We start from the raw sequence: 20,785 nt of genomic DNA on the forward strand, positions 1-20,785 counted from the left end.
CCGTACCCGTACCCGTACCCGTACCCGTACCCGTACCCGTACCCGTACCCGCGGCTCCGCTTCGCCGGAGCGAAGTTCAAGACCGTGCCAACCAGCCGGGCATCGACCTGCGACAACGCGTCCAGGGCCTTCGCCAGCTGATCCCTGGTGGTCTTGCCGTGGCGGACCACCAACAGGGTTCCGTCCGCCGCGGCAGAAGCGATCGCACCGTCCGCCACAGGCAGCAGCGGCGCGCTGTCCAGGATCACCATGTCGAAGTCATCCCGAAGGACCGCCAGGGTGCTTCTCATGTGCTGGGATGCGAGAAGCTCCGACGGGTTCGGGGGGACCGGCCCACTCGGCAGGACGGTCAGCAGGTACCGGTTCCAGGGGAGTAGCACGTCGGACAGCTCGGCTCTTCCGACCAGCACGTCGGTCAATCCGACGGAGGAGTCAACCCCCAGGTACTCGGCGATCCTCGGTCGACGGAAGTCAGCCTCAACTAAGCACACCCGAAGCCCAGCCTGAGCCATCGAAATCGCCAAGTTGCAGGCTGTCGTGGTCTTCCCCTCGGCTGGCAGAGCGGAAGTCACGGCAATCGCCCGTGGCGGCGAGTCCACGTCCACGTATTGCAGGTTCGTGCGTACGGACTTGAACGCCTCGCCTCGCACTGAGTGCTGATTGAGCGCGACTAGTGGGTTATCCGCGGCCGTCTCATCGAACAAGATCACGCCGAGGACGGTGGAGCCCTCCGCGGCAGTCGCGAGATCATCGACTCGCTTGATAGACGTGTCCAAGAACTCCAGCAGCACCGCCAGTCCGCACCCAATACCAAGGCCGAACCAGATGGCCAGTACCAGTGTGAGCTGCTTCTTCGGCGAGACCGGGCTCGCCGGGACCGTCGCGGGATCTGTGACGGTGACTTTGATCGGCGTCCTGGACGCGCTGCTTGGTGTCTCCAGTTTCTGGATGGAGGAGGACAGCTGGACCGCGGCGGCGTTGGCGATCTTCGCGGCTTGCTCGCCAGAAGTGTTGGTGGCAGTGACTGTCAGAAGCACCGTTTCTAGGGGATTGGTAGCGGTCACCTGCCCAGCCAGCGACCCCTTTGGAAGGCCCAACTGCTCCGTTACGGGATCGAGAACCTGCGGGCTGTCGACAAGTAGCGCGTAGCTGGCCATCCTGTTCTGCGCGAAGGCGGCACTCTGGTAGATGCCGCCGCCTTCCTTCGACGCGAACTCCGAGCTAGAGACGAACACCTGCGCCGATGCCTGGAAGATGGGCACCTGAGCCATGAGCCAAACCTGCGCGACGATGGCGAAAAGCACCGTAGCGGCCACCGGGAAGTACCAGCGCTGCCGAATCGCGGCCAATACGGCATGAAACTCCATGTCACCTCTATGTGCTCAAGAAACGCTTCGCTGCGGGCCCTGTCTACCCTAGGCCCCGCTCGAGCGATCGACAATTGCGCCATCCTAACCATCGGCAGCCAACGCTCGTCCGGGGGAGCCCGACCGCGAACCGCACGCGCCACGCGTTGCGGCTATCCTCGGGCCATGCGTCGTAAGTGGTGGGTTCTCGGCGGAGTCGCTGTCCTGGTGGCCCTGATGGCATGGGCCGGGTACGAGGCAATCAGCGCCGCACGGTCGACTCAGGCCCTGCAGACCAACCTGACGCGTATGCGGGATCTGGCATCGGATCAGGACACCACGGCCCTGGCGGCGGAGTTGCCGACCCTGCGCTCGTCCGCGCTCGACATGCAGGCCGCCGCGAACCGTCCGATGATGAGTGCGCTGTCGGTCGTTCCGCTGATCGGGCCGACAGTTTCCAGCCTGCGGGATCTGGCTGACGCGAGCGCCGACGTAGCCGGGGCGACCACTGGCCTTGACGCCGTGTTGCCCGCGCTGGCGCCGGATCAGCTGTACCAGGACGGGCGCGCTAACGTCGACGCGATCCGCGACGCCTCGCCCGCTCTCGCGGAACTCTCCGCCGCCGTCGCAACCGCTGAGGACCGCGTGCGACAGGCCGATCCGGGATCGCTCGGCCCAGTGGGGCCAGCGGTGCAGAAGGCACAAGACGAACTCGCGGATCTGTCGGGGGGGCTTAAGACCGCAGCGCAAGTCACCGACATCCTCCCCAGCCTGCTCGGCGCCGATGGACCGAGCAGATGGGCGATTCTCCTGCAGAACGGATCCGAAGCCAGGGGGACGGGCGGGTTCCTGGGCGCCTACGCCCTCCTGCGGGCTGACGACGGCCAGATTTCGATAGGGCAAGTCGACACCAACAACAGCCTCAAGACGAAGATCCCGACCAAGGGGATGCCCGCGGAGTTCATAGAACTTTGGACCAAGAGGTACACATCGGACTGGCGGACCTACAACCTGTCCAGGCACTTCCCCTACACCGGTGAGCTGACGCGCAATGGCATGGCCGTGCGAGGCGACCCGATCGACAACGTGCTGGCGATGGACGCGCATGTCGTCGCGGCGCTGCTGGCCGGGACAGGTCCGGTTACCGCGGCCGGGGTGACGATCGACTCCAGCAACGCCGAGCGCTTCTTCAACGCGGACGTATATGTCCGCTTCCCGGATGTCAAAGAGAAGGACGCGGCTGTTGTCGAGCTCATGACGGCCGTGCTGGACAAGGTGCTGGCAGGGCCGCTGGATCTACCGAGCATGGTTAGCGCGCTCTCCCAGCCGGTCCAGGAGGGCCGACTGCTGGCGTGGAGCTCGAACGCCTCGGTTCAGGAGACTTTGCAGCAGTGGCCTGTGGCGTCGATCGTGCCCGAATCCAAGGGTCCGTGGACATCGGTGTCGATGAACGACTCGTCGGCATCGAAGCTTGACGCGTTCATCCAGTCATCCGTCCGGTACGAAGCGGCATCCTGCGGAGCGGGCACCTCGACCGTCCGTGTCACTTTGACGAACAATGCGCCGGCGAAACTTGCACCGTATGCCGACCCCGAAGGCTCCCTGCCAAGTGGGATTCCCGGACGCACCGGTCTGAGTGTCAGCGTCTACGGCCCGGTCGGGGCGGAGTACGGGGAAGCCCGACTGGACGGTAAGCGTCAGTTCGTGCGCCAGGGCTTCGAGCGCGGTCACCCGGTCTGGGGTGGTTACGACATCGTGCTGAAACGCGGCCAGACCCGCGAACTCGTCCTGACGTTCACTGAGCCGACCTCGCCCGGCACTACTCCCACGGTCCTTGCTCAGGCAATGCCTATTCCGCAGACTGTCTCGGCGACAACGACAGGGTGCGGCTGATCTTGCGGGGAGCTGCAATCGCGACCCGGCCGCCGGGCTTTGGGTTACCGCAGTGACCTCCTCGGCCGACGTAGCCGTCATCGGGGGAGGGATCGTTGGTCTGGCTGTCGCTCGGCAGATCCTGCTGGACCACCCAGGTTCGCGGGTGGCGGTGTTCGACAAGGAGCCCCGGATCGCGACGCACGCGTCCGGGCGGAACTCCGGCGTCCTCCACGCTGGCTTCTACTACGCCGCCGACTCCCTCAAAGCCCGGCTCACCCGGCGCGGCAATCAACTCCTGCGCGAGTTCTGCGCCGAGATGAACGTCACGGTCCGCGAATGCGGGAAGGTCGTCGTCGCCAAGGACGAAGCTGAGCTGGACACGTTGGATGTCTTACTGCGGCGGGCGCGGGCCAACGGAGTGGAGCTGGAGCCGGTAGACGAAGCCGGACTTCGGGAGCTGGAACCGCTGGCTCGCACGACGCAGCGGGCACTGTGGTCGCCCACTACCGCCGTGGCCGACCCCGTGGCTGTCGTCGAGGCCATGGCCGCGGACTTCCGGCACATGGGCGGCGAACTCCATCTGGGCACCGCTGTCGTGGCCGCGCGCCCGGGGCGGGTCCAGACCGCTGCGGACGCGATCAGCGTCGGGCACATTGTCAACTGCGCCGGACTGCAATGCGATCAGGTCGCGCGGTGGTTCGGGATGTGCGACGACTACGCCGTGCTTCCTTTCAAGGGCGTGTACCGGTACGGCAACTGGCCAGCGGGACGGCTGCGTCGTCACGTCTACCCTGTCCCGGACCTGCGCAATCCGTTCCTGGGCGTGCATGTCACGGTCACCGTTGACGGCGGGGTGAAGATCGGCCCGACGGCGATCCCGGCGCTATCCCGCGAGAACTACGGCCTGCTGCAAGGGCTTCGCCCGTCGGAAGTTCCGGCGACTTTGCGCGGGCTGTCCCGCTTTCTGCGCAACGGCGAGAACGACGCTTGGGGCCTGACTAGATCGGAACTGCGCAAGTACTCAGGCAGAGTGCTCGCGGCGGGCGCCTCGAAACTCGTCCCCTCCGTCCGGCCCCGCGACTTCCGGCGCAGGGGCCGCCCTGGGATCCGGGCGCAACTGGTTCACCTGCGCACTGGGTCGCTGGAGTCAGACTTCGTCCTGCGCGGCGACGAGTCTTCGACGCATGTGCTCAACGCCGTATCCCCCGCGTGGACCAGCTCGCTGGCCGTCGCTCAACACGTGGTGGCCGACATGCGCGACCGGGCGGTTCTATAGGTCTGTAAGTCGCCTCTACCAGGTGCACTTCACCTTGGCGTTCTCCACGTCTTCGGCGTGATTCGGGACGTACCTCTGGGTGTCCTTCGGGGGGCGTCGGTAGCCGGATGACGGCGGCCGCTTCGGCAGCTTCAGCTTTGGCGGCGCGACGGTGTCATACGGAATCGTCGAGAGCAGGTGGGCGATCATGTTGATCCTCGCCGCGCGCTTGTCGTCGCTCTCGACCACGTACCAGGGCGCGCTGTCCAGGTCAGTGTGGATGAGCATGTCGTCCTTGGCGCGCGAGTAGTCCTCCCAGCGCGTGATCGACTCCAGGTCCATGGGAGACAACTTCCAGCGCCGCATCGGATCTTCCAACCTGGACGTGAACCTGGCCTCCTGCTCGCCGTCCGAGACGCTGAACCAGTACTTGCGCAGCAGGATCCCGTCGTCGGCGAGCATCCGCTCGAAGATCGGCGCTTGCCGCAGGAATCGCCGGTACTCCTCCGGGGTGCAGAAGCCCATCACGTGCTCGACACCGGCCCGGTTGTACCAGGACCGGTCGAACATCACGATCTCCCCCGCGGCGGGCAGATGCGGGACGTAGCGCTGGAAGTACCACTGCGTCTTCTCGCGCTCGGTCGGCGCCGGGAGCGCCACGACCTTCGCGACGCGCGGGTTTAGGTACTGATCCATGCGCTTGATCGTTCCGCCCTTACCGGCGGCGTCCCGTCCCTCGAACAGGATGACCAGGCGGGCCCCAGACTGTCGGACCCACTCCTGCATCTCCACGGCCTCGGCCTGGAGCCGGAACAGCTCGGCCTCGTAGATACCCTTCGGCATTCGGCGAGTCTTCTTCACCTTGGGCTTGCCTGACTCATTGTTCTTGCTCACGGGTTAGAGCGTAGTGACGGATCGCCCCGGATGGCGGGCGAGAAAACTCGTTCGACATTTCTCGCCCCCTGGGTGGGCAAGGCCCTCCGGGAGTGCTAGGTTCGCCCACATGACTAGTTTCAGCATCAGGAAATCAGCCGTTCTAGTAGCTGCTGGGGCGCTCGTCGCCAGTGGCGCGATCGTCGCCCCAGCGCAGGCGTATCCGATCAATGACCCGATCATCAGTACGAACAAGACGTCCTACAAGAAGTACCAGAAGATCAAGATCCTCGTCTCGAACGTGAGGCAGGGCCGGAAGGTCCGAGTCCGCTACAATCGGATCGCGTTCTGCGACGGGAGACAAGTGCCCTACTACAAGTACAAGCTGCGCTACCTGAAGAGGAAGAAGGCCAACTCTGCGGGGATGCTCAGGAAGGTCATCAAGGGCAAGAAGAAGCGGAACATGAAGAAAGGCATCTGGCGCATAACGGCTCAGGTAATGTCGAAGAACGGGAAATGGGTCGTCTTCCAGAACAGCACCCTGATCACGAACAAGTGCTGACCTAGCTGGCCAACCTCCACAGCTGAGGGCAACCCCCGCCACCGCTTAGCCGGTCGCGGGGGTTGTTGCTTCTCCCGCCCCTGCCCCTCTGCCCCCGCCCCCCGACAGAAGCGGCCCTTTCCGACAAACGCGACCGTTGCGGAAGGAAACGGGCGTTGTAACGGGCGCGTCTGTACCCAAACATTCGCCTTTGTGCGGAACGGCCGCTTCTGCGGGGGGAGCAGGTGCGGAGGGAGCGGGTGCGGAGACAGGCTAGCGTCGGATACGCCGCGCCGAGACTCGTGCCTCCAAGCAGCGGCATCCACGTCGGGCTCAACTCAGGCGGCAGATACCTAGGCCGCAGATCCTCGAATCCTGGACCGGCGCACCGCCTCGCGAATGAGGCGGTCAAGATACTGGGCACGAGTCAGATCGGACCAGACGACCCTGACGACCTCGTAACCGGCACTGACGATTCGGTCGTGGCGCTTCTTCTCCTCCCAGTGAGCCTTCTCCGGGTCGGACGCGTACTTCGTTCGACCATCGAACTCCACGAGGACCCGCGTCCCTGAGATCCTGAAGTCAGCTCGGGCCACGAATGATCCGTCGTGGACTACTTCCACCTGGCTCTCCACGGCGTAGCCGAGGCATTGGATTTGGAGCCGCAAGCGGGACTCCCCGGGGCTCTCGCACCGAGCATCGAGCAGCTCCAGAACCCGCCGCGCGTGAGCAGCCCCCTTGCACCTCACAGAATCGCTCAGCCGAGCCTGGAGTTCCTCCATCGTGCACAGCCCTCTGTTCAAAGCCGCGTCACCGATGACTACGGCGGATTCGACGGGCAGTTGCGTGGCGCAATCCACCACAGTGCGGCTTGGTGATGTCAACGCGATTCCGTCGAATTCGGCCAGCTCTTCAGGTCCGACGAGTCTGTGGTGGATGTGTAGGTCCGCCGCACGCTTGGCTGACTGACGCAGATCTCCTACGCGCGAGAGATGGATACGGTCGAAAGGAGTATCGAACTGCGGAAGTCTCCACGCGACAGCCGCGCTGACGTGGCTCAGGGCCAACGGTGCGTTGGATGATCGCAACGCCGCACGGCAAGCGAGGAGGTGCGCTGCCTCACGCGTGGCGGGCGGTACGAGGCAGTAGGCCCCACGCCGGATGCGATGCAGCATCAGCTGGGCTTCGCGGAGATCGCGCTTGGTGACCCCGAGCTTGACGATCTCGCGCGTCAGAATGACGTCGTGGTTGCTCTCGGCGAGTCGAGCGAGTTCCTCCGGCGATGTGATCATGCCTCATCATCGAACTCCCGAGCCGATCACGGGGGCCGAGATTCTGGCGGTGGACAAGTCTGGCTCCAGGCCGCCTGTGGAGTGCCGTGCCGCTTGGGCGTACAACCGGACCAGCGAGCGGTGGTCAACACGCGCTTCTTGCGATAACGGCCGCTCCGAACAAACGCGACCTTTAGGGTACAGACGCGCCCGTTCCAACGGGAGTTTCTTCCTGTAACGGTCGCGTTTGTCGGAAACGGCCGCTTCCTGCGTCCCAGGGGCGGGAACGGCCGTTTCTTGAGCCCCAGGGGCGTGGGCACCGAGGCGTGGGCGGCCGAAATGTCGGCAGACCTTAGGGTTGTCCGATGGGAACCAGGTGATCTCGGGATGAGGCCAATCGATCCCCGGCTCATTCAACAGGCGCGTGCCACGCGCGCGTTTCTGGTCACATCGGTCGTTCTCGGCTCCGGCACGGCGATCCTGGTCATCGGCCAGGCCTGGTTACTCGCTGACGCGATCGTGGCCGTGTTTCTGGGAGGCGCGGATCTCGGCGGCATCTGGACTGACGTCCAACTCCTCGCGGTCGTGGTCGTTGCCCGGGCGGGCCTGGCATACGCCGGTGAGCGGGTCGCCTTCCGCGCCTCCGCCAAGGCGAAGAGCCAGCTGCGCATGGCCGTGCTGACGCGCCTGATGACGCTAGGCCCCGGCGCGATCCAGTCGCATGACCCCGCGCAAGTCTCCCAACTCACCACCAGAGGGATCGACGCCCTTGACTCGTACTTCGCCCGCTACCTGCCTCAACTCGTGCTCTCGGTGATCGTTCCGGTCGCAATCGGCGTCGCGATATTCACCCAGGACCCGCTCGCGGCAATGCTGGTCGCCCTGACCGTCCCGCTGATCCCGGTGTTCATGATCTTGATCGGGCGCTTCACGGGAAGACTCCAGCAACGCCAATGGCGAGCTCTGGGGATCTTGGCGGGGCATTTCCTGGATGTCGTAGCCGGGCTGCCGACGCTGAAGGCGTTCGGCCGCGCTCGAGCTCAGGCGGTCACGTTGCGGGGCATCGGTGACCGGTACCGCCGCGCCACGATGCGCGTGCTCCGGGTCGCCTTCATCAGTTCGCTAGTCCTCGAACTCGTGGCCACGCTCAGCATCGCCCTGGTCGCGGTCTCCATCGGCCTGCGGCTGGTCGGCGGCTCAATGGACCTGTTCACCGGTCTCGTCGTGCTCATCCTGGTGCCGGAGGTCTACCTGCCGCTGCGTCTGGTGGGCACGCATTTCCACGCGGCTTCTGAAGGAATGGCCGCCGCCACGAAGATGCTCGACATCCTCGACGAGCCCATCGTGGCTCCCGATGCGCTGGGGCGAGTACCGGTCTTGGCCGGACAGGACCTGCTCATCGCTGGCCTGAAGGTGACACGACCTGGCCGCGCGGTCCCGGCGATCGAAGGGCTGAACGCCCGAATCCGGGCTCGCGAAGTAACGGCCGTTGCGGGGCCGTCGGGGGCCGGCAAGTCCACGCTGCTCGCCGTGCTACTGGGGTTCGTCAAGCCGGACTGCGGATCGGTGACGGTCGATTCTGCCGCTGCCGCGAGCGACGCCGACGCGACTGAAGCCCGTGCGCGATCTGCCCCAACGAGCGCCCCAGGTTCGCGCCGGTGGCTGGATCAGATCGCATGGCTGCCCCAGGAGCCGACCTTCGTGGCGGGGACAGTGGCCGAGAACGTACGGCTCGGCAGCCCGGACGCATCTGACGCCGACGCGGCCGATGCCGTCATCGCCTGCGGTCTGGCGAAGGACAGGGAACAGGCCCGCGAGCTGCTGACCACCGTGATCGGCGAGCGAGGAGCCGGGCTGTCCGTCGGCCAGCGCCGCCGGGTCGCCCTCGCGCGAGTGCTGCTCAGGGACGCCGCGCTGGTGCTGCTCGATGAACCTTCAGCCGCGCTGGACGCTAACACGGAGTTGTGCGTCGTTCGCATCATCGAGCGACTGCGCTCGCAGGGTCGGACCGTCGTCGTCGTCGCCCACCGACCCGCCCTTGTCGAGCTGGCCGATTCGGTGATCCGGCTGACCGCCCCGCGCTTCGATGGTGAGGCCGACGCTGCGGCGGACGCGACAGCACGATCGATGCGGGTCCCTTCCCCCGATCTGGCGGTGAGGCCGTGACAGACACAGCGACGCCTCCGAGGGCTCCGACGCTGATTCCTGGGGACCGGCGACCTGCGCTTCTCCGGGTTGTCTCAGCGGCCAGACCCGTCGGCTGGCGGCTGCTGCTGGCGGCACTCCTCGGTGCCCTGGCCATTGGCTCATCGGTCGGACTGCTCGCCGCCAGCGCGTTCTTGATCTCCAAGGCGGCGCTACATCCGCCCATCCTCGAGCTCGGAGTGGCTATCGTCGCCGTCCGCGCGTTCGGGATCGGCCGAGGAGTCTTCCGCTATGCCGAACGGCTGTTCGGCCACGACGCCGCGTTCCGTTCGCTGACCGACCTGCGCTTGGCGATGTTCGACCGGCTGTCGACACTCGCTCCGGCCGGGGCCCGCTTGTGGCGCGGCGGGGATCTGCTCAGTCGCTTGGTCGCTGACGTGGACTCGATGCTCGACCTGTACCTGAGAGTGCTCCTGCCATACCTGGTCGCTGTCATGGTCGGCAGCGCGTCGGTGCTACTCGTCGCCCTCTTTGTCCCTGCGGCCGCCGTGGCGCTGGCCGTAGCCCTGTTGGTCGGGGGCGTTCTGGTACCGGCGCTGAGCCTCCGCTCGGCGAACCGCTCACAGCGCATGGCGGCGCCGGCCGTCGGTGCCCTGACCGCGGACACCGTGACCATGCTCGATGGCGCCGCCGAGTTCATCGCGCTAGGCGAACCGGACCGGATGCTGGAGCGGATCCGCGCGGTCGACGCGGAGTTGACCACGGTCGCGGCCCGTGGCGCGAAGTCCAACGCGCTCTCGGCCGCGATCGGAGCGCTCGCCCAGGGGGGCGCCGTCGTCGCGGCCTTGATCCTGGGAACTCAAGCCGTGACGACGGGAGCCCTGGACGGTGTCAGCTTGGCCCTCGTCGTTTTCGTACCTCTGGCTGCCTATGAAGCTGTCCAGGCGCTTCCGAGCGCGATCTTGTGTCTGGCCCGCGTCCGAACCTCCGCTGAGCGGATCGTAGAGATCGTCGACGCCGATGATCCGGTTCCCGATCCGGTCCAGCCGTGCGACCTTCCGGACACGCTCGCACCGGGGCGGCTCTGTGTGGACGGCCTGAGCGCGGGCTGGGAATCCGACCGCTGGGTCGTCGAAGGCGTGAACCTCACCCTGGAGTCCGGCAGCAGCACGGCCCTCGTGGGACCGAGCGGATCGGGCAAGTCCACTGTCGCGGCCGCCATCGCCCGGTTCGCGCCGAGCCAGGGGCACATCGACTTCGACGGCCGGGACATCAGGACGCTGTCCGGCGATGACGTGCGCCGAATCGTGGGTGTGGCGCCGCAGGACTGCCACTTGTTCGACACCACGATCGCGGAGAACGTGCGACTGGCTAGGCGATCAGCGACTGACGAGGAGATCAGCGAGATTCTGGACGAGCTCGGGCTCGGGCCATGGCTGGAGTCTCTCCCGAATGGCTTGGGCACCGATGTCGGCAGGTTCGGCAGATCGGTCTCGGCGGGGCAGCGCCAACGCATCGGCCTGGCCAGGGTGCTGGTTTCCGAGCAACCCGTTGTCGTAGTTGACGAGCCGACCGAATACTTGGACGCGGACAGCGCCGAGCTTGTGATCGAGACTCTAAGGCGCCGATGCTCGCGGCGAGCGCTGCTGGTCATCTCCCACCGCGAGGCCGATGTCGCTTCGTGCGACCACGTCGTGCGCCTCCCCCCTCCCGACTTAGCGGCCGCTAACGACAGAAACACTCGTTAGGCGCAGAAACTCCCGTTGAAACGGGCGCGTCTGTACCCAAACATGCGCGTTTGTTGGGAACGGGCGCTTCGGCGCCGGGGCCGGGGGCAGGGCCGGGGCCGGGGCCGGGGCCGGGCCCAGACAGCGGGCAATGGCGGACTCGCGAGCTTTACGGCTTCCCTTGCATAGCCTTCTGGAGGAGTTCCACGAGCGGACCGTCGTAGAGGGTCTTATCGCCGACCGTCACCTTCAAGTTGGCGCCCTCTTTGGTCCCGGTCGCCTCCGCTGCTATCGGCTTCTTGTCCATGGTCTGGCCAGTGCACTTCAGCGACTTCTTCACCTCTCCGGGCTTGCAAACCGGACCGCTCAGAATGGCCACGTCGTTCTTGAGCAGGATGTCACCGACTGCCGCCGCCACGACGGCGTCCCCCGCCTCGCCCGGGGCAAGGAGGCCCCCAACCGTGGAGCATCCAGCCAGCACAACCGCCAGCGCGCCAGCCGCGAGCACCCCGGTCCCGCGCTTCCCGATCCCGTTCATCATGCTGGCTTCCCCTTCCGGTAGGCGGCTAGGCGCGCTCTTTGAGCCACATGGGACTTCTCAAGCTGTGCGTCGGTGATCTGGCTCATGTCGAACGGCGCGGGCATCAGCAGCTCGGTATTGCGGTCCAGGGGCGACCCGACGAGCGTCCACGGCTCGAACATCCAACTGTTGCCCGCCAGCTGCCGGCTCAGGGAAGCAAGCCCGGTCTGGGAGTAGTCGCCCTCGGTCCATACCGGCGGTGACGAATGGTTGATGACGGTAGTGAAGATGGAGAGAGTCCCATCGCGGTTGTCCACGATTTCCAGCAACTGTTGCTGCTGCGGATAGTCCACGCACGACGCCGCCGCAATCTCCCAAAAACCCGCGCCGGACTTCGCGTGGGGGATGATCATGTTCCGGTGCGAGTGGCCGTTGAACCACGCGATCATGTGCGGGAACCCCAACAGCATCTCCACGAACTCCTCGGCGTGGACAAGCCGCTGACCGGCGGCCAGTGTCGGCTCAGCATCGTTGTCCAGGCTCAGCGAGTTGTGGTGGCTGTTGATCAGACACAGCTTCTTCTCCGCCGTCGCCTTGGCCAGTTCTGACTTCAACCAGTTGAACTGGGCCTCCGGGATCGCACCGTTGGCGCCAGCTACCTGGCTGCAGGAGTCCAGGCCGAACACGCGGAAGAACGGCCCGACGTCGGTCTTCCACCAGGTTTCGCCGTTCTTGAGGTTCTCAGATGTGAAGCCATGCCCGACAGGCCCGGGCAGAGGCGTCGTGTTCATGTGCTCCCGCATGAACTGACCCTGTTCGAGCATGGACCGCTTCGCGTCAGGAGTCACCTTTCGGGTTCCAGGACGAAGTCCCAGCTGGTACTGCACCTGATCGACCAGGCGCTGCAACGCGCTCGTGCTGGCCTCCCAGCCGTTCAGCATGTTGAACCCGCTGCCCGACCAGGTCGCCGCCTTGCTTTCGCCCGTGGCCCACTGCCTCATCATCTCACCGGGGTTGATGTTGCCCATGAACAACGAGTCGTGGTTGCCGTACACCGAGTACCACGGGACGGGCAGCCCCGGGGACTCCACGTTCTGGCTGACGGCGGCATCTAGAACACCGTCCAGCTGCGGGAACCCGTAGGTTCCGTATTCGTCAGCTCCAGGGTTGCCTGGCTGGTACGCGTACGTCGACTCAGGCCAAACCTGGATGCCCTCATAGACACCCGGCGCCCCGCTGTTCGGAGTTACCGCCACACCGTCCAGCGTGTTGATGCTCCAGCGCAGCTCCAGCGCCGACATCGAGTCCGCGTTGTCGCCCGTGTTGAACACAGCGGCCATCGGGGCGCCCGTCAGCGGGCTCTCCATCGCGTCGACCAGTGACGTCACCATCGCCGACAGCACCTGGACTGTCATCGTGTCGTGCGGGCGCGTGGCGTCAACGAATGTCGCCGTCAGAGCTACCAGTGGCTCCAGCCGCCCTGGGGACTGAGCGTCGATGATGTGGTTGTCGCTCAGGTGACCCAAGTACAACAACGAGCGGCGCTGCTTCAGCCTCGCAGCGGCCGGGGCCTTGCCGATCAGGTCCAGACGCGGAATGTAGGCCTCCCCGGGACCGGCGGCCGTGACGCGGAACTTGTTCTTCAGCACCGACCCAAGCCTGATCGTCTGCTGCAGAGTCGTCGGGGCTTCCGAGGGTAGCTGCGGCGCGGCCAGTACCTGGCCAAGGAAGTCCTTGGGCAGCATCCACACTCCCGCGAGCGCGGCCGTTGTCGCCATGAATTGCCTGCGCGAAAGGCCATTGGTCTGAGTCATGTCACTGCCTCCAGAGCCGAAGATGTCATCTCATCCAGTTCCCGGATCGCCTTCCAGCGAAGGACTTCGCGGGCCTTTGCGGCGGACGCTACCAGCGCTGGGGGGTCTCCGGGTCGGCGTTCGGCAATCTCGACCGGAATCTGGCGGCCCAGCGCCCGGTTCACAGAGTCGATGACTTCCAGGACGCTGGAGCCACGCCCCGTGCCGACGTTGACGATCTCGCGTACGGATCCCTCCTCCATCAGAGCAGCGGCGGCGACGTGAGCCTCCGCCAGGTCCGACACGTGGATGTAGTCGCGCACGCAGGTGCCGTCCGGCGTTGGGTAGTCCGAACCGAATACGTTGGCGGGGGCTCCCCCGGCGGCGTTCCGCAACAGTATGGGGATCAAGTTGGCCACGCTCGTGTCGCCGAGGTCAGGTGATCCAGCGCCGGCGACGTTGAAGTACCGAAGAGCCACCCACGACAGTCCGCTGGCCTGGGCAGCGTCCGCTACAGCCCATTCCCCGATGATCTTCGTCTCTCCATACGGCGAGATCGGAACGGTCGGGCTATCCTCCGTGACGGGCATGACTTCCGCGTGACCGTAGACCGCGGCGGATGAGGAGTAGACGATCCTCGATGCGCCCGTCTCGACCATGGATTCCAGAACCGTCAAGATCCCGCCGACGTTCTCCCTGAAGTACCACAGCGGCTTGGCCACCGACTCCTCCACCGCCTTCTTGGCGGCCAGGTGGATGACGCCGTCGATGCCGTGGCGCCGCATGACGGATGTGACGAATGACCCGTCACACACCGAGCCTTGTTCGAGCGCGACGCCATCCGGCACCCGCTCGGCCAGACCGGTCGATAGATCATCCAGCACGACGACTTCGCGGCCTGATGCCAGGAGCGAGCGCGAGACATGGGAACCGATGTAGCCCGCGCCTCCCGTGAGCAGCCATTTCATTCAACTGAACGTAGTGGACCCGGGCGTAGCCGGGGGCCGAAAGCGGCGCACCACCTGGCCAGCACCGAGTCCTTGGATCACGCGATTGCTTTGGAGCTAGGCTTGCGGCAGTCCTGCTGGCGTCAAACGAGGGGTGTGCGTGTCTGCCCTACAGCCGCTGAGGATGTCCTTCAGTCGTTGGAACCGTGCACGGAAAGCTCGCTTCGCGCTCGATTTCATCCGGCGGCACGATCTGCGGTCCGTGCTCCTAGTGGGTGTGGCACAGGCCGCCGGGCACTATGCAACCGAGAACCACGTGGAGCGAGTGATCGCGGACAGCGGCGCCTACGTTGTGGCATCTGGCCTTCATCAGATCGATGACACGTGGTCCGAGTACCAGCAGTGCGACGCCCTTGCCCTCCCGTTTCGAGACGACGAATTCGATCTCGTCTACTCCAACGCGGTGATTGAGCATGTAGGACGGCAAGCCGAACAGGCGAAGTACGTCTCAGAGCATTCCCGCGTGGGACGGGCCTGGATAATCACTACGCCCAATCGGCTCTTCCCGATCGAGTCTCACACAATGACCATGTTCCGGCACATGTCGCCAGCCTGGAGCACGCCATCCGTCACGCGCCTACTGAGCCCAGGAGATCTGAAATCTCTTCTTCCCCCCGGATCACGGATCAAAGGATCTGTGTTGTCGCCGACCCTCACCGCTTACGCATCACCGGCGAGATTAGGGAAGCACCAAACTCGCCTTCAGTGAAGCGAGGGCGGGTCGACCACCTAGCCCGCGGGAGTGCCGACGAACGTCTCGCTGAAGTACTCGCGGTCCAGCACTCGGTAGTAGACCTGCGGGCCAACCGGGGCCGGCAGCATGCCGAGCCACGGCTGCGTCTCGTCCATCATCGACTCGTCGTAGACCGACGCCGCTGAGTGAATCTGACCCGCGAACCCCGAGATCGACACCGCCGCAGTCGGCTCTGGAAGGACGTTCTCGTTCTCGGCGGCGTAGTCGCTGAATGCCCCCGGCATGGGCAACCAAGTACCGATGCGCTGCTCGGGCAGTGTCGCGGTCCAGATCTGGGTCACCGGGCCAGCCTTGCCGCCCCCTGACTGAGTCACAGCGTTCAGGGCGATGGAACCCGTCACGGCGTGAGCCTCACGCGAGTTCGCGTCGACCGCGGCGGGCAGAGTCAGGACGGTCGAAGGCGCGAAGGCAGCGATGATGTCAGCGACCTTCTTGCCGATGACCGCCGGATCCTGGTCAGCGATCGTGGCCGCTTCGTACCCCAACGAGTCCACTTGATCCAAACCGATGGCGCTGGCCACTTCCGGCGGAAGCTTCGCCGGGCGTGACTGAGCCTCATCACTGTCCGCGCCTTGGGCTGGAGCACCGCCGTCGGTCAGGTACACCGCTGCCGTGCGCACACCGGAGCTGTCGAGCTGAGCCAGCGTCCCGGCGGCCGCGAGCTCATCCCCTGGCTCGGCGAAGATCGCCAGCAGGCGTGGAGCGGCCGTGGAACCGACCAGGCTCGCGATCTCCGGGGTCTCTGACTCATTCAGCATCGACCTAGCTAGCGCGCCCGCGACCAAACCGGCGACGAGCATCACGGCGACCACCAGGGCCAGGCGCCGGACCACGCGACGCGGCCGATGCCGGACGACGCGCAGCTCCGGGACGGCGTCAACCCGCCGCGGGGTTTCGATCAGCTTCGCCATGGTCCCTCCAGATCCTTGCCCCCATCCCCCTCGGGCTCTCCCGAAGGTAACCCGGCGGCAAGCGATTAGCGTGCAGGCGGTCGGCCGTGTTGGCTGTCGGGACTACAACCGGGCGGCGCACTAGCCTGGACGGATGGTCCGCGTGACACTGCTGCAGCTCCGGACTAGCGAAGATGAGCCGACATCCCGCAGGGTATCCAGAGTCCTGCGATTGATCGAGGCCGAACGCGACCGCGCGGATCTGGTGATGCTGCCGGAGATGTGGAGCGTCGGCGCCTTCGCCGATCCCGACACGGTCACAGCCGCGGCCGAGCCGCTGAATGGACAGCTGGCTACGTCCCTGGGCCAAGCCGCCAAAGCCGCCGGCCTGTGGCTGCACGCGGGGTCGATCCCCGAGATCGTCGACGACGCACTCCACAACACGAGCCTACTGTTCGCTCCCGACGGCCAACTGCGCGCCACTTACCGCAAGATCCACCTGTTCGGTTTCGACGCCGGGGAAGCGGCCATCATGACCGGCGGAGGTCAGGTCGTCGTGACAGGCACACCTTTGGGGCGAACAGGGCTATCTACGTGCTACGACCTTCGTTTCCCCGAGCTCTACAGGGAGTTGCTCAACCTTGGGGCGGGAACCTTCCTGATACCGGCGGGATGGCCGACCGCCCGCATCGAAACCTGGGAGCTGCTGGCCAGGGCGCGAGCCATCGAAAACCAGGCCTTCGTCTTCGCGTGCAACGCGGCGGGAATCAGCGGCGGGGTCTCGCTGGGCGGCCGCTCCCTGGTCGTGGGACCCTGCGGCGAAGTCCTGGCAATGGCCGACAGCGACGAGGAAAGGCTCAGCGTTGACGTCGACCTGACCCAAGTCGCCCGATCGCGCGCTGAGTTCCCCGTGCTCGCTGACCGGCGCATGACCGGCCCGCCATGGATTCCGGCCTCGGCCGAGTGATTCGCGTGCACACGAGCCAGGGACCTGTCGAGCCGCTGCTCGTAGAGCTGCGCGACGCGTTGGGCAGCGAACACGTCCTGACCGGCGACGACATCCCATCCGCCGCCCTGATCGACTGGACCGGCTGCTTCGGCGGGCCCGCCCAGGCGTACATCCGCCCCGCCAACACCGAGCAGGTCGCCGCGGTCCTGCGCGCTTGCCTTCGCCACAGCTGGCCGGTTATCCCCCAAGGCGGCAACACCGGGCTCGTCGGCGGCAGCGTTCCTGGGGAAGCCGACCGGATCCAGCCAGTGATCCTGTCGACCCGGCGCCTGACCGGGATCGAAGTTGATTCAGACCAGATCGTCGCCGGAGCCGGCGTCACCCTCGCCGAAGTCCAGCACGCGGCGGCCAAGGCCGGCCTCTACTACGGAGTCGACCTCGCCGCTCGGGACTCAGCGACCATCGGCGGGACTGTCGCCACCAACGCGGGAGGCGTCCGGGTCTGCGCCTATGGCATGACAAGAGCGCAGCTGCTCGGAGTCGAAGCGGTCCTGGCCGACGGAACAGTGCTGACCGACCTTGGCGGCCTGGTCAAGAACAACACCGGGTACGACCTGTCCGCGCTTCTGTGCGGCAGCGAAGGCACGCTGGCCGTGATCACGCGGGTCCGAATGCGCCTCTGGCCGCCTCCGGGTTCATCGACCCTCGCCGTTGGTCTGACCCCAGACCTGGGCAGCGCCGACGAATCGCTGCGAGCCGTCCTCAGGCCAGGGTTCCGGCTGCTGGCCGCGGAAGTGGTCGATCACGCCGGTTGGCGATTGGCGGGCGACCTGCTGGGCCGAGCGGCGCTTGCGCCTGAATCCGGCTACGTGATCATGCTCGAGGTCCAGGACGGTGGAGCCGGACAGGGATTCGACCCGGACGCCCTATCTGCCCTAGACGCGGTCGTGGCGGTCGACGCCAATGACCGTGCCCGCCTCTGGCGGCTGCGCGAAGGCCAGACCGAGTCCTGGGCGACCTTGGGTCCGGTACACAAGTTCGACGTGTCACTTCCTGTCGCCGCCATGGACGAGACCCTGCGCGCGGTCCGCCTGGCGTTGGCAGAACGCGCTGACATCTTGGCTGTGGGTGTGTTCGGACACCTGGCCGACAGGAACTTGCACCTAGAGGTTGTTAGCGCGGACCCGAAGGCAGACGGGCTTTCCGAGACAGTGCTGACCCTGGTAGCGGCCTCGGGCGGGTCGATCTCGGCCGAACACGGCCTGGGCAGGGCCAAAACCAAGTACCTTCCCCTGAGCCGAAGCGCAGCGGAGATCCAGACGATGACGAAGATCAAGAACGCGCTTGATCCTGTCGGCCTGCTCAACCCCGGGGTCGTGATCGCGGACCCACCGCGCGAATGAGCGCCGGTTCCGGTCCAGGTCCTGGAATCCTGGCCGCGTGTCGCCCGAATCCGCTTCCGAAGTGATCCCGCGGATCGTGGCGCATCGGGGAGCTAGCGCTGTCGCTGCCGAGCACACCCTGACCGCGTACCAGCGCGCCATAGACCTGGGCGCGGACACGGTCGAGTGTGACGTCCGGATGACGGCTGACGGGCATCTGGTGTGCGTGCATGACAGCCGGATCGACAGGACCAGCGATGGACGTGGCCGAGTGTCCAACAAGACGCTGTATGAACTACGCGAGCGCGACTTCGGGGCCAGCTCGCCGCAGGACCACGCCTGGCTGGACGCGGCCGACGCGCCGGACTACGACGAGCAGACACGCCGGATCCTCACTCTCGATCGGCTGTTGGAGTTCGTCCTGGGCGCTGACCGCCAGGTGGACATCGCCATTGAGACCAAGCATCCGACCCGTTTCGGTGGATTCACCGAGCAGACCCTGGCGCAGACCCTTCAGCGTTTCGGCTTGGACCAGGCCGCACCGGGCGCCCACTGGCGTGTCTGGGTCATGTCCTTCGCCGCCATCGCGCTGCGCCGCATCCGGGTGTTCGCTCCCGGGATCCCGACTGTATTCCTGATGGAACGTGCCCCCTTACGCTCCAAGTCTGGATGGTTGCCCAACTCCGCGAGCATCGCTGGGCCCTCGATCGAGATCATCGCCAAGGACCCGGATCTGGTTGCCCGCTGGCATGATGCCGGGCACAAGGTCCACGTTTGGACGGTTGACATCGAGGCCGACGCCCTGCTCTGCGCGAAGCTTGGAGTCGACGCGGTCATCACCAACCGGCCGCACGATGTTCGCCAATGGCTGACATCGGCGTGACACTGACTTCCCGCCGCAGGTTCCGACCCCGTGAGGACTCGGCACGGGGACGGGCGGGTCGAAAAGACCCCAGAAAATAAGTGTTCGAGCGCTACCGACGGGGGATGCAGCAGCGCTCGAACAAGTCTCAGCCTAGGCCAGGGTGGTTACCACCGCAACTCCCGACACGGCGTTGGTTGAGTGTTGAAGCAGAGAAGTTGCCCGAGTTCGATCGCACTGGATCGGGCAGCAAAGCGGATACCCTGATCGGGTGTGGGCAGCCCTGACGCTAGTCGTAGCGATCATCGCGCTCGTCGCCGCGCTCGTCGCGCTGCGGCGAGTTGACGTTGTGGCGGCCAGAGCCGGTCGGTCATCGGACGGCCCGCTGCAACGGGACGTTGACTCAGCTCCGTCGGGCGGCACAGTGCTCGCGTCCAGCGCGGCGCCGGAATCTGTCGGCTTGAGTCGACTCGCGGTTGTCCGGTACGACGCGTTCGATGACCTCGGTGGTCAGCTGTCCTACTCCGCCGCGCTGCTCGACGACGCCGGCAAGGGGATCGTGATTACCGGCATCCATGGGCGCTCAGAAACTCGGACCTATCTCAAGCAGGTCCCGACTTCCGGAAGTGGTGCGGTCTCCAAGCTGTCACCCGAGGAGCAGGAGGCAGTTCGTGACGCGATGCGGGGATCAGGTCATGCCTGAGATCGGCACCGTGGTGTTCCTAGGCCCGCGCGGCACCTTCGCCGAGGCGGCGCTGCTGGCACTCCCAGAGCTGTCGAGCATGCCAGCCAGGCCTGTGCCGTCGGTGACCGCCGCTCTGAACGCCATCAGGTCGGGCGACGCCGACGTCGCCCTGGTCCCGATCGAGAACTCGGTCGAAGGATCAGTGTCGGGGACATTGGATGAACTCGCATCCGGCGAACCGTTGGAGATCATCAACGAGATCGCGATACCCGTGCGGTTCGCGCTGCTGGCCGCGCAGCCAATCGAACTGCCGCAGATCGCTTCGGTCGGAACGCACCCGCACGCCGCTGCGCAATGCCGCCGCTGGCTTCACGACAACCTCCCGCACGCACAAGTAGTCCCCACAACATCCACCGCCGCCGCGGCCGAGGCCCTCAGCGGAGGCGCTGCGGGGTATCAAGTCGCTATCGCCCAGCATCTGGCAGCCGAGCTGTACGGCTTGGAGGTCATCGTCGATGGCATCGCGGACAACGACGAAGCCTCCACGCGCTTCGTGGCTGTCGCCCGACCGGGCGCGATCCCCGCACGCACGGGAGCGGACAAGACCAGCCTGGTTCTCTACATCACGGCTAACCGCGCGGGTGCGCTGCTTGAGATCCTCACCGAGTTCGCGGCCCGGGGAATCAACCTGACACGAATCGAGTCGAGGCCGACCCGGCGAGCTCTGGGCGACTACTGCTTCTCGGTCGACCTTGAGGGCCATGTCGCTGACGCGCGCGTCGGCGAAGCGCTGATGGGGTTGCGCCGAGTCTGTGCCGACGTCCGGTTCCTTGGGTCCTACCCGCGCCACGATGGCAAGGAGCCTCACTTGCGCGAAGGCGTGTCAGATGAGGATTTCGCCGCGGCACAC

General features: G+C 65.9%; 18 protein-coding genes. 11 read left to right on the top strand and 7 right to left on the bottom strand.

Annotation, left to right across the window (positions count from 1 at the left end; genetic code table 11):
* Positions 1 to 1,367: polysaccharide biosynthesis tyrosine autokinase (locus tag Q8P38_01735; protein MDP4013333.1), on the bottom strand; the 1,367-nt coding region annotated here is incomplete at its 3' end.
* Between the two features lie 165 nt (positions 1,368 to 1,532).
* Here Q8P38_01735 and Q8P38_01740 point away from each other — a divergent pair.
* Positions 1,533 to 3,239 carry a DUF4012 domain-containing protein gene (locus tag Q8P38_01740; GenBank protein ID MDP4013334.1) on the top strand — a complete coding sequence of 569 codons (1,707 nt, stop codon included), beginning with the start codon at positions 1,533 to 1,535 and terminating at the stop codon, positions 3,237 to 3,239.
* Positions 3,240 to 3,291: 52 nt separating this feature from the next.
* Positions 3,292 to 4,497, top strand: a complete 1,206-nt coding sequence (gene lhgO, locus Q8P38_01745; GenBank protein MDP4013335.1) for an L-2-hydroxyglutarate oxidase — start codon at positions 3,292 to 3,294, stop codon at positions 4,495 to 4,497.
* Between the two features lie 15 nt (positions 4,498 to 4,512).
* Here lhgO and ppk2 read toward each other — a convergent pair whose 3' ends face one another.
* A complete protein-coding gene (gene ppk2, locus Q8P38_01750) occupies positions 4,513 to 5,370 on the bottom strand; it encodes a polyphosphate kinase 2 (GenBank protein ID MDP4013336.1) in 858 nt (285 codons plus the stop codon).
* A gap of 109 nt (positions 5,371 to 5,479) precedes the next feature.
* On the opposite strand from ppk2, the gene Q8P38_01755 reads away from it, so the two are divergent.
* Positions 5,480 to 5,911: a hypothetical protein gene (locus tag Q8P38_01755; GenBank protein MDP4013337.1), complete on the top strand. Its 432-nt coding sequence runs from the start codon at positions 5,480 to 5,482 to the stop codon at positions 5,909 to 5,911.
* Positions 5,912 to 6,243: 332 nt separating this feature from the next.
* On the opposite strand, the gene Q8P38_01760 is transcribed toward Q8P38_01755, so the two are convergent.
* Complete coding sequence (locus tag Q8P38_01760) at positions 6,244 to 7,182, bottom strand: hypothetical protein (protein MDP4013338.1); 939 nt, start codon at positions 7,180 to 7,182, stop codon at positions 6,244 to 6,246.
* 366 nt (positions 7,183 to 7,548) lie between these two features.
* On the opposite strand from Q8P38_01760, the gene cydD reads away from it, so the two are divergent.
* Both cydD and cydC read left to right on the top strand, forming a co-directional pair.
* A complete protein-coding gene (gene cydD, locus Q8P38_01765; GenBank protein ID MDP4013339.1) occupies positions 7,549 to 9,327 on the top strand; it encodes a thiol reductant ABC exporter subunit CydD in 1,779 nt (592 codons plus the stop codon).
* Positions 9,324 to 11,054 (top strand): thiol reductant ABC exporter subunit CydC, encoded by a 1,731-nt coding sequence (gene cydC, locus Q8P38_01770; protein MDP4013340.1) that lies wholly within the window; start codon positions 9,324 to 9,326, stop codon positions 11,052 to 11,054. Before cydD ends, cydC begins: the two co-directional genes overlap by 4 nt.
* A gap of 148 nt (positions 11,055 to 11,202) precedes the next feature.
* Here the strand turns inward: cydC and Q8P38_01775 are convergent, their stop codons facing one another.
* The 3 genes from Q8P38_01775 to galE are packed head-to-tail and all read right to left on the bottom strand — an operon-like array spanning position 11,203 to position 14,314.
* Positions 11,203 to 11,574 carry a hypothetical protein gene (locus Q8P38_01775; GenBank protein MDP4013341.1) on the bottom strand — a complete coding sequence of 124 codons (372 nt, stop codon included), beginning with the start codon at positions 11,572 to 11,574 and terminating at the stop codon, positions 11,203 to 11,205.
* Positions 11,571 to 13,367, bottom strand: a complete 1,797-nt coding sequence (locus tag Q8P38_01780) for a TIGR03767 family metallophosphoesterase (GenBank protein MDP4013342.1) — start codon at positions 13,365 to 13,367, stop codon at positions 11,571 to 11,573. Before Q8P38_01780 ends, Q8P38_01775 begins: the two co-directional genes overlap by 4 nt.
* The gene (gene galE, locus Q8P38_01785) at positions 13,364 to 14,314 is read right to left on the bottom strand and encodes a UDP-glucose 4-epimerase GalE (protein MDP4013343.1); all 951 of its coding nucleotides are present in this window, start codon (positions 14,312 to 14,314) and stop codon (positions 13,364 to 13,366) included. Before galE ends, Q8P38_01780 begins: the two co-directional genes overlap by 4 nt.
* A 163-nt stretch (positions 14,315 to 14,477) precedes the next feature.
* Between galE and Q8P38_01790 the strand changes: the two genes are divergently transcribed.
* Complete coding sequence (locus tag Q8P38_01790; protein MDP4013344.1) at positions 14,478 to 15,062, top strand: methyltransferase domain-containing protein; 585 nt, start codon at positions 14,478 to 14,480, stop codon at positions 15,060 to 15,062.
* Between the two features lie 20 nt (positions 15,063 to 15,082).
* Here the strand turns inward: Q8P38_01790 and Q8P38_01795 are convergent, their stop codons facing one another.
* Positions 15,083 to 16,018 carry a PIG-L family deacetylase gene (locus tag Q8P38_01795; GenBank protein ID MDP4013345.1) on the bottom strand — a complete coding sequence of 312 codons (936 nt, stop codon included), beginning with the start codon at positions 16,016 to 16,018 and terminating at the stop codon, positions 15,083 to 15,085.
* Positions 16,019 to 16,151: 133 nt separating this feature from the next.
* Between Q8P38_01795 and Q8P38_01800 the strand changes: the two genes are divergently transcribed.
* The 5 genes from Q8P38_01800 to pheA form a co-directional block, all read left to right on the top strand.
* The gene (locus Q8P38_01800) at positions 16,152 to 16,964 is read left to right on the top strand and encodes a carbon-nitrogen family hydrolase (GenBank protein MDP4013346.1); all 813 of its coding nucleotides are present in this window, start codon (positions 16,152 to 16,154) and stop codon (positions 16,962 to 16,964) included.
* 5 nt (positions 16,965 to 16,969) lie between these two features.
* A complete protein-coding gene (locus Q8P38_01805) occupies positions 16,970 to 18,349 on the top strand; it encodes an FAD-binding oxidoreductase (GenBank protein ID MDP4013347.1) in 1,380 nt (459 codons plus the stop codon).
* 37 nt (positions 18,350 to 18,386) lie between these two features.
* Positions 18,387 to 19,211, top strand: a complete 825-nt coding sequence (locus tag Q8P38_01810; protein ID MDP4013348.1) for a glycerophosphodiester phosphodiesterase family protein — start codon at positions 18,387 to 18,389, stop codon at positions 19,209 to 19,211.
* Between the two features lie 250 nt (positions 19,212 to 19,461).
* The gene (locus Q8P38_01815; protein MDP4013349.1) at positions 19,462 to 19,893 is read left to right on the top strand and encodes a DUF4446 family protein; all 432 of its coding nucleotides are present in this window, start codon (positions 19,462 to 19,464) and stop codon (positions 19,891 to 19,893) included.
* Positions 19,886 to 20,785: prephenate dehydratase (gene pheA / locus Q8P38_01820; protein ID MDP4013350.1), on the top strand; the 900-nt coding region annotated here is incomplete at its 3' end. The genes Q8P38_01815 and pheA, both read left to right, overlap by 8 nt.

It is taken from the genome of Candidatus Nanopelagicales bacterium, assembly GCA_030700225.1.
GTDB lineage: Bacteria > Actinomycetota > Actinomycetes > S36-B12.